The following is a 13,374-nucleotide window of genomic DNA, read 5'->3' as shown; positions in this document are numbered from 1 at the left end:
AGTTGTACTGAGTTTTTTTAGAAATCAAATATGAGTCCTATAGGTGAAGAAGAATTCATAATTAAGAATCAATCACAGAACTTACGCAAAAATCGCTTTTGATATTTGTGGCAGTGCCCACTTGATCTCATGTCCAGCTAATTAGTTATCATTCCCGAATCAGATATGTAGAAAGCCCAACAACCCCTCTTCTCTGCGGTCTTAATGATAAGTCTTTAACCGGGCGCGATATTAGGTGATTGCAACTCAACTTTGCCACCTGAAAAAAGGGACGGGCAAAATACCCATCCCAGAAAATTCACTTTTATTCAATTGATAGCAAAACTTTTATTGCACTGCGGTGGGAAAAGCACCAGGTTGCACAGCTACATTAATATTCTGCCCATTGCGACGTAATTCCATACGTAAATCGCCTCCGACTTGGCTATTTTCTACTGCTTTTTGGACACTACTGGCATCTGTGACTACTTGTCCGCCAAGCTTTTGGATTACATCACCAGCACGTATTCCTGCTTTAGCGGCTGGCGAATTTGGTACAACTTTCACAACTAATACACCTTTATCTTCATTCACATTCAAACCGCTGTTGGGATCTGAGTTGATATTTTGTTTTAGTTGAGGCGTTAACCCCATCATCTGAATTCCCAGATAAGGATGTTCTACTTTGCCTGTAGCTATAAGTTGATTAGAAATGCGTTGTACTGTGTTGATGGGAATAGCAAAGCCTAATCCTTGTGCCCCTTGGATTATAGCTGTATTCATGGCAATTACCTCGCCACGGGAATTTAGCAGAGGGCCACCGGAGTTACCAGGATTAATCGCTGCATCAGTTTGAATATACTCTACTCGCTTATCGGCAGCACCGATTAGATTGCTACTGCGTCCAGTAGCACTGATGATTCCGGTAGTTACTGTATTATCTAGTCCAAGGGGGTTGCCGATCGCGATCGCCCATTCTCCTGGTTGCAGTTGATCTGAGTTCCCTAAAGCCACTGAAGGTAGATTCTCTGCCTGAATCTTGACAACAGCGACATCGGTTAATTCATCTTTTCCTAACACCTTACCTTCCAAGGTGCGCCCGTCTTTGAGTGTTACTGTCACTGTATCAGCACCATCTATGACATGGGCGTTAGTGAGAATCCGACCATCGGAACTGATGAGAAAACCTGAACCAGTACCCCGTTGTACCCTTTCTCCTGATTGTGGCAGTTGGGAACCAAAAAAGCGGCGAAAGAACGGATCGTTGAATTCATCTGGTATCCGACTTCTTACGGTTCGGGAAGAGTTAATCCGCACGACTGCTGGCCCGACCTTCTGCACCACCTGTGTCACAAAATTAGGATCTGTGGCGGCTGGTAATGGCGGAGCGGCATTGACTCGACTAACTGCCAAGTTAGATGCACTCTCAGACATCTGCCTAGAATGTCCAGCCATATAACCACCTGCTAATGTCATACCTGATCCCAGCAGCACCAGCGATAGAGAGGCGGCAGCCTTTTTCCAGGGCGCTCGATTTTGGTATTTGGTGTCAACAGTGTTTGATAAAATGCTATTTGATGGGTTTTCTCCATCACGAGATTGGTTTTGCATTGCTGTCTGGAAAGATATTTTAGATATATTACTAATGTAGATATTATTTATGACAGTTTTGTTGCGGAGGTATTGCGTTGTTGTGAAAGATTTGGTATTTTAACCATCGCATCCCGCTTTAAATGAATTTTATCTATAGGACTCCTATTTAATTTCTGAACAAGACTCAGTACGGATCTATGCTTTCTTTCCTATTCCCTATTCCCTATTCCCTATTCCCTACCCACACAAGTAAATTCAAGAATCAAAGCGGATTCCTATATATGGAATATAGTCATTCGTAAGGGCGCACATCTGTGTACTCCGATTGCGTGTTCCATCCATGTCTGAAGGAATAAAATGGCACAGGGTAAAATCTTACTTAAGCCTGGTACTTTATGGACAAGTGTCAAAGAGCAGACGGAATATGCTTTACAATGTGGAGCGTTGCTGTCGATACCAACGGAATTTGAGTTTGTCGAACAGGATAATGTCCGCTTTTTAGTGCGGATTTTGTCTAACTTGAATCGCAAAAAAGCAGCCGATGAAAAACAGAAAAAACAATCTGCTACATCTGGTCAAGAGTTTAATCCTTTCTTGCCCTACGAAGAGGATTTATTTGTAGCGGATATTTCTGATACCCATGTATGTATTTTAAATAAATTCAATGTTGTTGATTATCACCTGCTAATCATCACCCGTGATTTTGAGGAACAGGAAAGTTTGCTCACCCTGGAAGATTTTACGGCTATGTGGGCATGTCTAGCTGATTTCGATGGTTTAGCATTTTACAATAGTGGCAAAACGGCAGGTGCTAGTCAGCGACACAAGCATTTACAGTTAGTTCCTCTACCATTTGCATCTTCAGTCCCGCAAATTCCTATTGAACCTCTGTTGAAGGCAGCACGATTTCAGGACTTAAGCGCAACTTTACCAGGGCTTCCTTTTATACACGCTTTCGCACCGCTAGATCCCGATTGGGTGCGAGGGGGTCAAGCAACACTGGAAGTTTATCGCACTTTGCTAGATGCCGTGGGTTTAGATGCAAAGCAATTGGGTGCTTACAATCTGCTGGCGACACGAGAATGGATGTTGATCGTACCGCGATCGCAGGAGCATTTTCACTCCATCTCTGTGAATTCATTAGGATTCGCTGGTGCTTTGCTAGTGCGAAATGCCGCAGAAATGGAGCTTCTCAAAGCTGAAGGGCCGATGACTATCCTCAAGAATGTTGCTATATCCTAATTAAATTAGTGCGATATCTACGACGGATTACGCCTACACAGGTAATAAAACTTGAGAATTACCATTGCTCCTTATACCAATTCAATTAATGATTGCAACACATCCTTGGGTAAAGACGCGATGAATCGCGTCTCTACAAATGGTCTATTTGTCGCATTCTTTTTTTTAATTGGTATTACTTCCTGTAGAATATCCTCTAGTTGACGGCTGTTAATTTTCTCTCTAAGTCAAATAAGAAGCCGTGGATATACTCTTCAGTCCATTCTGCACCATAGAAGCGTTTAAACATCCCTCGTGCTGGGTCTTTTTCAGCCCGATATCGTAGGTATCGCAGTTGGGCTTGCTCAATGGCTGCTAAATTTTGGGAATCTGTTACAACTTCTGCCTGTTCTACAAAATCTAGATAAGCTTTCAAATAGTCTTTAAAAGCGGCAAACACCTGAGTTTCTACTACAGCCGTTTCTTGGGGACGAGTCCACAGAAAAGCGGGAGAGAAAAAGGGCCGTGCTTCTTCTGGAAAATCTCCTCCCCAAGATAGATGCTGTTGATGGGAGTGGAAAATGGGCAGAATTGGTTCAGTATATTTTGCTTGATACGCTGGATCGTCTCGAAATAGGGGCTGCATATCCAAAGCAATTAGATGTCCTCCGGGCAATGTCACCAAATCTGCCCCAAAAAAGGGTAAATCGTAGTTGAGACGGGGAAAAATCACAAAATTCAGCACTTGCAGCGAATTGCCACCCTGTACGTGAGCTGCGCGAATTTGCCGCAATTTTGAAGTTTGAAAGGCATAACTGGTGGTGACAACCTCTTCCTGATTCTTTCCCTTGCCCACAACAGCACTCTTGGACTCAAACCCAGTGGGGATAGGATAGGGCTGTAAATCCAAGCGCGATCGCATATAGGCGATCGCATAATCGAGAAATGGCTGATAGAGTGTCACGTCGCTTCGCTCCGAATTAAAAATTAAAAATTAAAAATTAAAAAACTTCTGCCTCCTGCCTCCTGCCCCCTGCCTCCTGCCTTCTGCCTTCATCTTTTGCCCGCACCAACTGCTAGGGGAACAGCATCTTCAAATAAGAATTCATGGAGAAAACGCTCTGCCCATTCATGTCCAAAGTAGCTGCTAAACAAACCAGATGCGGGATCGCGGTCTGCACTATATTGGTCATAATCTTTTTGAGCTTTGACAATCCGCTGGATATCTTCAGGATCTTGGAGCGGTTTTGCATCTGCTAACATTTGCCAATACAAGTTTAAATAATCCTGAAAAGCTTCAAAGACTCGCGTTGCTACTGTTTCAGGGTCGGTTTTGGCAAACAATAGGTATTTAGAAAAATACTGGTTGGCATCGTAAAACTTCATTTCTAAGTTTTGCGCCAAATCCGGGTATTTATCGTGGAGAGATTTCAGCGGAACTATATATTTTTTTTGATAATCTTCATCCTGAAATAATGGCTGAAAATCAAGCACAATCAGGTTTTTGACTTTACCAAAGGATAAAAAATCAATCCCTAACAGAGGTAGGTCGTAGTGATGACTAGGATAAACCACGCTGTTAAAAATTTGGGCACTCTCCCCGGCATCAATGTAGGTATAGCGAATTTTCCGCAACTCTTGACATTGGTGACACCAACTACGAATAGTTGCTGGGTTTCTGCCGCGATCGCTAACTTTGAATTCCAAACCAGGGGGAATGACCCTACTTTGTAAATCAAACCGCTGAAATAGCTCTTTTTCTAAAAATTCCAGGAAAGGCTTATACATGGAGCATGATTTGTTAACCCTTGCATGAAAATAAGTTATGGCGATCGTGCACGTCTCATTTATGAGAAACAAAGCAACATTCCTTAATAGGGCATTGGGCATTGGGCATTGGGCATTGGTCATTTGTCATTGGTCATTGGTCATTGGTCATTGGGTATTGTAGATTACTCTTCCCATTCCCCATTCCCCATTCCCCATTCCCCAATTCCCACTAACGCCTAGCATGATTCTGACTGATCATTTGCTCCAGCAGTTCTTGGGAAACACAGCGACGCTCAGAACAATAAGTCATTAAGTTGACTCCGTTCATCATTCGCACGGTACTGACTCTGACACGAAAATCATCTGTAACAAACCAACAACGTTCCTGACCTTGATTATTGTCATAGTCAGTATCAATCGTCAGCACTCCATCATCGGCAAATCGATACCGACTCACAACCGGAATGCTCTCAACATAACCTTGGTTGCGGATCAGTTTTCCAGAACGTCTCGTTTCGTCGGGAACATCAACCAAAATGGCAGCATTATCAGTATTCGGTAGCCTGGTATCTAGATTCGCTTGCCATGAAAAACTCGCACCGCCTGTTGCTTTAGTAGGATCTATCCCTTGGGCTGTACAAACTTCCTGGACTTTTGGATCATCCTTTTCCATGACTTTAATGATCAAATTCGACTCTCCCGACTCATCCGCCGCCGAGTCAAAATGATGAACGGAGCGTTCCGTAAACCATGTTCCCTCACTTTTGCGGAAGAAGTCGAGCATTGTCAAGGGCGGTATTAAATCCATCTGTTTTGAAACCTCGTTTTATCAAACTTTTGGTGTTATTGAATACTGAGTTATGAGATGAAGTCCCCATTTCGCTAAAGTGTAGGATAACTCCAAAAGTTATATTTTAATCAGCTGATGACAAATACTGAAATTCAACTTATTACTAGCGATGCCTACGGCAACGGCTTTGCCGAACGCCCCAGTCCAACTCCAGAAATCTTAACAGCCCTGAAAAAAGGAATCCCTGTGGATGGGGTCGATTTGTACCAATTCAATCTAAGGGAAGTCGATTTACGACAAGCTAATTTGAGCAAAGCCAAGCTATTAGGAGCCGACCTCAGTGAGTTGGTCTTGAGTAATGCCGATTTGAGTCGGGCTGATTTGCGAGGCGCGAATCTGCGAGGAGCCGATTTGAGTGGGGCGAATTTGCAGGGAGCCTATTTAAACCGTGCTAACCTCCAACAAGCTAATCTCAGTGGTGCAAATTTGGAGGGAGCTAAACTCCAAGTAGCGCGTTATGATTCACAAACGAAATGGCCCCAAGAATATAACTACAAAGCGTCGGGAGCGGTAGGGCCGGGTGCTAATCTCAATGGTGCTTTTCTGAATACAGCTTCTTTACGAAATGCAGATTTACAAGGCGCGAATCTGCGTGGAGCCTACTTGAGTGGCGCTGATTTGACTGGAGCCAATTTGCAAGGTGCGGCTTTGAGTGGCGCTGACCTGACAAAAGCTTATTTGACAGGGGCTTGTTTGCGGAATGCTCGATTGACTGGAGCCGATTTGCGGGATACTGACCTGCGAGCAGCTGACTTCAGTGATGCAGAGATGGAGCATCTTCAAAGTATTGCTGGGGCAGATTTTACTCTTGCTCAAGGACTCACAGAAGCAACTAAAGCTATGCTTTCCAGCCGTCCATATTCAGAACTCGACGTTTGGAACGCCTACACCCGCACAACAACTCGTGAGAGTTTGAGTGCTTAACCGTACCAATTGTTAGATTTGAGCTTTTATATGATGTCCGTCAAATCACTCATAATCAACAGTTTGTAGTGAGGACTCAAGTCGAATGGCACTAAGAAAAACCCAAAAGCTTGTGTCGTCTCGTTCCCAGCCTGGAGGCTGGGAATGTATTTAAAAGAGGCTCTGCCTCAATTCAAGCTACTGGAGGCGGAGCCTCCCAGAATGGATTCCCAGCCTCCAGGCTGGGAACCAGTCAGAACAAAGGCTGTATCTTTTCTTAGTGCCATTCGACTTTAGTCCCCAAAGGCAGGACTAAAGTCCTTACTACGAACATTTTTTATTAAGTTTGATTAAACGGACATCATATTAGGTGCAAAGCGTATTAAAAAGTGCAACCAAAAATTCAAAATTCTTTGACCAGTTGTTTTGTAGTGAGTTCACAACGGCTTCCAGTTCTTTTTCAGGAGCGCTAAAAATGTCGCGTATCCTTCGGAAAAACCCGGCGGATCTGGTAGAAAATATTGGGGAAATTCTTTATACGATCGCCAAGGTTCTGAAGCATTATGCCGCAAATGTAAGGCACATTCTGAGGAACCTGGTAGTCGCCAAGTCATTTGACCAGTTGGTGTATCAGTCACAAATGCCTCCTCATCTTGAAAAAGTTGATCTTTTCTTCCAGATTTTGGCAGATTAACCGGATATTTTTGTCAAATTTAAGGTAAAATAATACATTTACGATTACTGAAATAAGTTTTATAAAGAAGAATTCAGAACTCAGGAATCAGAATTCAGCATCAATTCTGTATGACTGTTGGACAAATTTATGGCTAGAGTATTCAGAATTCTGTATTCTGACTCATTTTGATCACAAAAATATTCTGAACAAAGTCACACTGCTATTGTGGCAACAAGTCTTCTAAAGCTGCTCCGACGACTCGGTGATCCTCATCCTGTCTGAGTTGGTTCAGGGCTGCTTTGGCTTCCGGCTCATCAAAGCGTTTGAGGGCATAGCTAACTCGCACCCGCATCCGCCAAGATTCATCATTCACCAATGTTAGTATTTGGGATAATGCCGCAGTATGTTGGCTAGAATCAGCTAGTAAGCCGAGTCCATCAACAGAGGATTCCTGAACTGTGAAATCTTCATCTTTTAAACCCTGAACGCAGATATCAAATAGTTCTTCAGGACAATCCATTTCAGCGATCGCAGCTAAAATACTTCGCCGCACTAACCAATGGTCATCCTGATAAAATGCTAGAACTAGATGAGAAACTGCGACTCTACCAAATAGCGACAAAGAATTTGCCGCCTCAGCCCGCACGTTGGGGGTATCGTCAAATTTCATAATTTGCATCAAAGCCGCAAAAGATTCCGCTGATTGTTGATTACCCAAACCCCTGGCGACAAAAGAACGCACCAAAAATTCTGAGTCATGAAGTTTACTCGTGAGCAGAGGAACTGCAACTTCTGATTCATAATCATCGAGAGCCGCGATCGCCTTCAAACGATAGTGAAAATCTGGGTTTTTCAGTTCAGTTTGGATTTTTTGGATTTCCATAGGTGCATTTGGTACAGCTATTCTTACTTTATTTTACAGATGTCATCAAATGGCGATCGCATGATCAGAAGATTGAATCAAGGGCATTGGGCATAGGTTATTCTCCTTGTTCCCTGTCTGCCCAATGCCCAATGCCCTATCCCCTAAACTAATGACTCAATTAAGCGAAACCGTCAAAGAATTAATAGCCAAAGCTAGAATTGTCAGCTTTACTGAGTGGGAACAGTCCCATCCAAAACCAGCGATCGCCATATTCCAAGCTGCGGATGATGCTTTTCGTTACCTGGACGATGAAGATTTATCGCAGATTAAAACCTTGTCACCCGATAATTCTGAGTTGATTCCTGTTGCTCAATTGTTACGCGATCGCGCAGCCGAAATTGTTGATGAAGCGAGGGAACAGGTTTTGGCGACTTATCCCGAAATTATCCAGCCTGGAGGCGGTCTTTATCCACCTGAACGCGCCCAAGCTTGCTGGCGAGACTTTTGGCATTTTCTCCGCTGCATTACATACAGCATTGCAGGTGGCCACACTGAGTATACAAATCCCACCGGACTGCACTATATGAACCTGCTTTATCAGGAATTACAAGTTCCATTGGATGCCATGCTTTTAGGCTTAAAAAGCATCAAGGCTGCTAGTTTGAAACGCTGTCCAGTCAATCAGCAGCAAAATCTTGCTCCCTATTTTGATCATTTAATCAGCCAATTGGCTACTTTCCAAATTCGATAATTTAAGTGGGCGTAAATAATTAAAGGTTTGTAGTCAGAGCTTCAGCTATTACTAGGAAACAATTTTAATTAATTTTACATTGCGTAATATAGTTTAGTTTATTCTTGCCCACTTATTGAGATAAACTTCTCCCTTCGCGTAGCGTCTTGTAGAGAAGGGGAGACGCCAAGGGTGAACGGTGACTCAGCACGATTAATACTTTTGCTCAAGGGGACGACACAATACCATCACTTGTATCCCAATCGCAAATCAAATGCTAAAAAAAGCTAAATTTTCTTTAAAAGTATCATCTAGCTTCACAAATTTTAATAAATATGGTTTCAGCATCGTATCACAATATGTAAAAGCAACCGATGCAAAAACTTAAAATCATCAAGACTAATAAGGATTTAAAATCTCTATGTCCTCTCCTTTGTCACAATGATGTAAAGTTTTTTAACATCTGCTGAATATCCTTCTCATAAAATTTATTTGTTAACTGGGAGATAGTTTGAATGGCTTTTGGACCAGCATCACGATTAGGGGTCGCACTGTTTGAAGACACCGATCCTATTGATCTGTGGCCAAGTCGCTCTAATGAGGAAGTTGAAACCGTAATTAGATCAGTCTACAAGCAAGTTCTAGGCAATGCTTATGTAATGGAGAGTGAGCGGCTTTCCGTTCCTGAATCCCAACTCAAACGGGGTAACATTAGCGTTCGTGAGTTTGTGCGTCAAGTTGGGAAGTCGGAACTTTACCGTTCACGCTTTTTTGATAGCGCACCCCGCTATCGAGCGATCGAATTAAATTTCAGGCATTTCCTTGGTCGTGCGCCATTGGATCTGGAAGAAACGCGTGTACACAGCACTATTCTGGATACCAAGGGCTTTGAAGCTGAAATTGATTCCTATCTAGACAGCGACGAATACCAAGAAACCTTCGGGGAAAACATTGTGCCTTATATTCGGGGCTACAAAACCGAAGCTATCCAGAGTTTGGTTCAGTTTACTCACTTGTTCCAACTGGTACGTGGTTCTTCTAGCAGCAGCTTGAAAGGCGACTTAGCTGGCAAACAACCAAAATTGAACAGTTTGCTAATTCAAAGCACACCTACCCCCGTAATTTCACCAGCTAGCAAGGGTGCTGCATTCCGCAACCCAACATCTACTCCTCGCACTCGTCAAGGTGTGGGATCTGGTGATAACGGTAAGGTCTACCGGGTTGAAGTCACTGGCTACAAGGCAAATGTGGTAAATAACATTTCCAAGTTTCGTCGCAGTAACCAGGTCTTTTTCGTGCCATACAATCAGCTTTCACAAGAGTATCAGCGGATTCACAAGCAGGGCGGTGTGATCGCCAGTGTTACTCCTGTTAACTAGGGAGTAGGGAGTAGGGAGTAGGGAGTAGGGATAGAAAAACATTAAAAACTTTAGTTGTGGGTCATTGTGCCGAGATTGCTTGCAACAAGGCATAATGCGTCCAAATTTTCAATCCCACGCCAACCAGGCGTGGGTTCCCTACTCCCTCTGAAGCGCTCTGGGGCAATACCCTGCAAAAAGCCGTTTGATGTCTCCATGAATTGCCCCTACCTAAAAATCAGTCAGGGTTTTGGCTATTGTTTGCGTAAGTCCTGATTCATCAACAATTAGCTCAAGCGATCGCTGATTTGGGGTTTGATCGATTCTGCCGTCAGTTGTCATATACGAAGATATTTAACACACTTTCACAAATTAAAGTTTTACAAAAGCTGGTCAGTAGCAAAAATAACTGACAACTGATAGGAAATTCTACCTTTATCAAGGGTAGGATGCTCAGACATTTCATTTAATTAACGTTTTTAAGGAGATACTTCAATGTCACTTTGGGCTATTGATTCACCGAGAGTTGAACTGCGTCCGAACACAAGCGAAAGTGAATTACAAACACTGATTCGGGCAGTTTACAAACAGGTTTTGGGCAATGCTCACTTGTTGGAAAGTGAGCGACTAGCCACCGCTGAATCGCAATTGCGCGATCGCAAAATCAACGTCCGCGAATTCGTCAACACCGTTGCGAAATCAGAACTTTATCAATCCCTGTTTTTCAACTCTTCTTCCCAATATCGGTTCATTGAACTGAACTTCAAACATTTGCTAGGACGTCCTCCTGCTGATCAGGCAGAAATTGCCGAACACGTCCGCATCTATAACGAACAAGGCTATGATGCTGAGATCGAATCCTATATCGATAGCTACGAATATCAGCAGAATTTTGGTGAGAATATTGTTCCTTATGTTCGCAGCACAAGCTCCCAAATCGGAATTAAGAATGTCACCTTTAACCGCACCTTTACCTTGCTCAGAGGAGTAGCTAGTAGTGATAGCGATCGCAAAGCCAAACTGATCAGCGATGTCGGTTCCAATTTACCCACATCCATCAAGGCTCCTGTAGCTGGTTCTAGTGTAAGCAGTACCGACAAACGCTTCTTGATTAAGGCAGTCAAAGGTTCAGCTAATCTCCGTACTCGTCTGGGCAACCTCGAATATGTAGTTAACTACAACCAACTGTCTGGACAAGTGCAAAACATTCATCGGACAGGTGGCAAAATCATTAGTATCACTGAAGTTGCTTAATTAGGTGAGTTAGGAGTGGGGAATGGGGAATGGGGAATGGGGAATGGGGAAATAATAACTCCCCACTCCTAACTCCCCACTCCTAACTCCCCACTCCTAACTCCCTACTCCCCACTCCCCACTCAGCACTCAGAACTCTTGGCTAGTATATAGACAGTGAGAATAACTTTTTAGCCAAGATACATCTTGGATTTTAAGCTACTTTTTAAGATTGCTTTTCTAATGGAAATTACTGAATTCTTTGAACTTTCAATTGGACGATGGCGATCGCAGCGTAGCGGTCATCATTTAGCATTCGCCCACTTTGAACAAGTCCTGTCTGACATTGACATTGAATCTCTATCCACCGATGATCCGGCAGTGTTAGCAATTTGTCAATTGTATGACACTGACCCCGCCAGTATTACCCACCCCTTTCGGATGACTTGGAAAGGTGAGTCAGACTGGGACGATAAACCCATTTCTGGTAGTACTGTGCTGGTGCCAATTCCTGATGCCGCAAATTCTTCTATAGGAAAACTTCTGCGGGATAAGGGATACGCTGAAACAATCCCAGCAGTGGCGAAATATCATCTGAGTGACGATGGGATTTTTACCCTGCTGACAGAGTATGAACTCGCTGCTGCTGAAGAAAAAATTTGGTTTGCTACTCCAAATCTGCGATTTCGGGTAGCGACAATTAAAACCAGTGATGGTAAAGGCGTAACAACAGCTTCCTTTTCTTCCGAAATTCGTTCTTTGTCAAATTCAACCAGTTAGCAAATATCAGGTTAAAACATAAAAGGAATCATCTAGTTTTGTCACTCTGAGGTTGAATATGACGATAGCGCCCAGTGAATCTAGTACCAACGCTAGCGATTTGCTCACCTTAGCCTGTTGGATGGCGGGAGATTTTAGCAATTACAAGCAATCTTTTGCAAATCCGCAACTTTACGCCCACATTCACATTTTTTTTCGTCCTTTACCGGTAGAGTTTTTTTCTGCTATCGGTTTTTATTCTGAACAAGCTTATGACCACGATTTATGGACACCCTATCGTCAGGGAGTACATAAACTAGTCGATTTGGGCGATCGCATTTATATCGAAAATTACAGCTTGAAAGATCCTATGCTTTATGCAGGTGCAGCTCGTGACTTAGATATCCTCAAAACTATTACCCCAGAAAGTATTGAACGGCGTTATAACTGTTCAATGGTTTTTCAACGAGAAGGTGAAATATTTCGAGGCAGTGTGGAACCAGGCAATCAATGTCTGATTAAGCGCAATGGATGCCAGACATATCTTGTCAGCGAAGTAGAAATGACCGAGCATACTTGGATAAGTCTAGATAAAGGTATGGATATTGAAACCCACAAGCAAATATGGGGATCAACTGCTGGGCCATTGCGCTTTGAAAAACGAGAAAGTTTTGCTGATGAATTACGTGCGGTGAGCGCATTATGTTGATTCAGCTTGAATCTATTAAAGCTAAAATGTTACCTCCACAGGCTGAAAGAAAGATGCGCTGCTGGATTCGCAGCCGCCACTTGATTTGTTCGGGTAACTTTTTTATATTCGAGACATTAGAATATACAACGATTGAGAGATTTTCTCAATGTGTTGCTTCTTTAGGAGGAACAGTAATATCCGTTGACCCCGTTAATAAAATTTGGATGGGCGATCATCGCCAAGTAATTTTATATCAGGCAAAAGCTAGTTTACATACACCTCATCATACTTTGAAACAATACTGGATCAAATACGGTGGTTTCTACACTAAATTTGATGAGCGGGTTTAAGGGTTATTATCCTGCGGAAATTCTTCTGACAGGCGTCTATACTCCAATTCAAAATTAAGTTTTGAATTTTAAATACTCCCCAAGGGGGTTGACGGCTAATTGTTAATGTCTAGTTGCTAATTTTTTATCATGATTAGCTATTAGTTATTAACAGTTAGCCGTCTCAGTTTGTTAGAAAATGTAACTAAAAAACTACCCAAAACTTGATAAGTTAATATCAATAACTAGTAATTAGTAAATCTTAAGTAGAGTGTGTTACATCTGTGCTATTTAGTATTGCCACCCTACTATAGAAATTTGGCGTTGCATATTTGCGGGATGATTTTGCTAGTTTTGTGGGATGGGCATCTTGCCATTGGTGTCAACTTAACGCGAAACCGCACGTCCGCCAGGGAT

Annotated in this window: 14 protein-coding genes; 8 read left to right on the top strand and 6 right to left on the bottom strand. The window is 42.8% G+C overall.

What is annotated here, in order from left to right:
* Window positions 1-327: 327 nt before the first annotated feature.
* Window positions 328-1,590, bottom strand: coding sequence for an HhoA/HhoB/HtrA family serine endopeptidase (locus RRG12_RS17570; protein ID WP_420760163.1), 1,263 nt, complete (start codon window positions 1,588-1,590; stop codon window positions 328-330).
* 339 nt (window positions 1,591-1,929) lie between these two features.
* Between RRG12_RS17570 and RRG12_RS17565 the strand changes: the two genes are divergently transcribed.
* On the top strand, window positions 1,930-2,814 hold the full coding sequence (locus RRG12_RS17565; RefSeq protein ID WP_420760162.1) for an ATP adenylyltransferase family protein: 885 nt from the start codon (window positions 1,930-1,932) through the stop codon (window positions 2,812-2,814).
* Between the two features lie 196 nt (window positions 2,815-3,010).
* Here RRG12_RS17565 and RRG12_RS17560 read toward each other — a convergent pair whose 3' ends face one another.
* The 3 genes from RRG12_RS17560 to RRG12_RS17550 all read right to left on the bottom strand — a co-directional run bounded on the left by RRG12_RS17560 (window position 3,011) and on the right by RRG12_RS17550 (window position 5,371).
* Window positions 3,011-3,757, bottom strand: coding sequence for a phycoerythrobilin:ferredoxin oxidoreductase (locus RRG12_RS17560; RefSeq protein ID WP_420760161.1), 747 nt, complete (start codon window positions 3,755-3,757; stop codon window positions 3,011-3,013).
* Between the two features lie 89 nt (window positions 3,758-3,846).
* Entirely contained in the window at window positions 3,847-4,581 is a 735-nt protein-coding gene (locus RRG12_RS17555) for a 15,16-dihydrobiliverdin:ferredoxin oxidoreductase (RefSeq protein ID WP_420760196.1), read from the bottom strand.
* 211 nt (window positions 4,582-4,792) lie between these two features.
* Window positions 4,793-5,371 carry a phycobiliprotein lyase gene (locus RRG12_RS17550; RefSeq protein WP_420760160.1) on the bottom strand — a complete coding sequence of 193 codons (579 nt, stop codon included), beginning with the start codon at window positions 5,369-5,371 and terminating at the stop codon, window positions 4,793-4,795.
* 117 nt (window positions 5,372-5,488) lie between these two features.
* On the opposite strand from RRG12_RS17550, the gene RRG12_RS17545 reads away from it, so the two are divergent.
* The gene (locus RRG12_RS17545) at window positions 5,489-6,337 is read left to right on the top strand and encodes a pentapeptide repeat-containing protein (protein WP_420760159.1); all 849 of its coding nucleotides are present in this window, start codon (window positions 5,489-5,491) and stop codon (window positions 6,335-6,337) included.
* Between the two features lie 416 nt (window positions 6,338-6,753).
* On the opposite strand, the gene RRG12_RS17540 is transcribed toward RRG12_RS17545, so the two are convergent.
* Entirely contained in the window at window positions 6,754-6,954 is a 201-nt protein-coding gene (locus RRG12_RS17540) for a hypothetical protein (RefSeq protein ID WP_420760158.1), read from the bottom strand.
* 258 nt (window positions 6,955-7,212) lie between these two features.
* Entirely contained in the window at window positions 7,213-7,875 is a 663-nt protein-coding gene (locus RRG12_RS17535) for a HEAT repeat domain-containing protein (RefSeq protein ID WP_420760157.1), read from the bottom strand.
* A 151-nt stretch (window positions 7,876-8,026) separates the two neighbouring features.
* Between RRG12_RS17535 and RRG12_RS17530 the strand changes: the two genes are divergently transcribed.
* From RRG12_RS17530 to RRG12_RS17505, 6 genes are all read left to right on the top strand, one after another.
* Window positions 8,027-8,608 carry a phycobilisome protein gene (locus RRG12_RS17530; RefSeq protein WP_420760156.1) on the top strand — a complete coding sequence of 194 codons (582 nt, stop codon included), beginning with the start codon at window positions 8,027-8,029 and terminating at the stop codon, window positions 8,606-8,608.
* Between the two features lie 494 nt (window positions 8,609-9,102).
* Window positions 9,103-9,966, top strand: a complete 864-nt coding sequence (locus tag RRG12_RS17525) for a phycobilisome rod-core linker polypeptide (protein ID WP_420760155.1) — start codon at window positions 9,103-9,105, stop codon at window positions 9,964-9,966.
* Between the two features lie 474 nt (window positions 9,967-10,440).
* Window positions 10,441-11,199, top strand: a complete 759-nt coding sequence (locus RRG12_RS17520) for a phycobilisome rod-core linker polypeptide (RefSeq protein WP_069068882.1) — start codon at window positions 10,441-10,443, stop codon at window positions 11,197-11,199.
* Between the two features lie 222 nt (window positions 11,200-11,421).
* Window positions 11,422-11,958: a phycobiliprotein lyase gene (locus RRG12_RS17515; protein WP_069068883.1), complete on the top strand. Its 537-nt coding sequence runs from the start codon at window positions 11,422-11,424 to the stop codon at window positions 11,956-11,958.
* Window positions 11,959-12,016: 58 nt separating this feature from the next.
* Complete coding sequence (locus tag RRG12_RS17510) at window positions 12,017-12,646, top strand: chromophore lyase CpcT/CpeT (RefSeq protein ID WP_420760154.1); 630 nt, start codon at window positions 12,017-12,019, stop codon at window positions 12,644-12,646.
* A complete protein-coding gene (locus tag RRG12_RS17505) occupies window positions 12,640-12,978 on the top strand; it encodes a CpeR family transcriptional regulator (protein ID WP_069068885.1) in 339 nt (112 codons plus the stop codon). The genes RRG12_RS17510 and RRG12_RS17505 overlap by 7 nt, the downstream gene beginning before the upstream one ends.
* Window positions 12,979-13,374 lie beyond the last annotated feature (396 nt).

The organism is Nostoc sp. CALU 546 (assembly GCF_048836525.1).
The sequence above is the reverse complement of the archived record's forward strand: the minus strand, read 5'-3'. Positions and strand labels throughout refer to the sequence as shown.

What these genes read in the sequence shown, in the direction of transcription:
- RRG12_RS17570 (WP_420760163.1), bottom strand. Translation starts at nt 1,590, where the DNA reads ATGCAAAACCAATCTCGTGATGGAGAAAACCCATCAAATAGCATTTTA.
- RRG12_RS17565 (WP_420760162.1), top strand. Translation starts at nt 1,930, where the DNA reads ATGGCACAGGGTAAAATCTTACTTAAGCCTGGTACTTTATGGACAAGT.
- RRG12_RS17555 (WP_420760196.1), bottom strand. Translation starts at nt 4,581, where the DNA reads ATGTATAAGCCTTTCCTGGAATTTTTAGAAAAAGAGCTATTTCAGCGG.
- RRG12_RS17550 (WP_420760160.1), bottom strand. Translation starts at nt 5,371, where the DNA reads ATGGATTTAATACCGCCCTTGACAATGCTCGACTTCTTCCGCAAAAGT.
- RRG12_RS17545 (WP_420760159.1), top strand. Translation starts at nt 5,489, where the DNA reads ATGACAAATACTGAAATTCAACTTATTACTAGCGATGCCTACGGCAAC.
- RRG12_RS17535 (WP_420760157.1), bottom strand. Translation starts at nt 7,875, where the DNA reads ATGGAAATCCAAAAAATCCAAACTGAACTGAAAAACCCAGATTTTCAC.
- RRG12_RS17530 (WP_420760156.1), top strand. Translation starts at nt 8,027, where the DNA reads ATGACTCAATTAAGCGAAACCGTCAAAGAATTAATAGCCAAAGCTAGA.
- RRG12_RS17525 (WP_420760155.1), top strand. Translation starts at nt 9,103, where the DNA reads ATGGCTTTTGGACCAGCATCACGATTAGGGGTCGCACTGTTTGAAGAC.
- RRG12_RS17520 (WP_069068882.1), top strand. Translation starts at nt 10,441, where the DNA reads ATGTCACTTTGGGCTATTGATTCACCGAGAGTTGAACTGCGTCCGAAC.
- RRG12_RS17515 (WP_069068883.1), top strand. Translation starts at nt 11,422, where the DNA reads ATGGAAATTACTGAATTCTTTGAACTTTCAATTGGACGATGGCGATCG.
- RRG12_RS17510 (WP_420760154.1), top strand. Translation starts at nt 12,017, where the DNA reads ATGACGATAGCGCCCAGTGAATCTAGTACCAACGCTAGCGATTTGCTC.
- RRG12_RS17505 (WP_069068885.1), top strand. Translation starts at nt 12,640, where the DNA reads ATGTTGATTCAGCTTGAATCTATTAAAGCTAAAATGTTACCTCCACAG.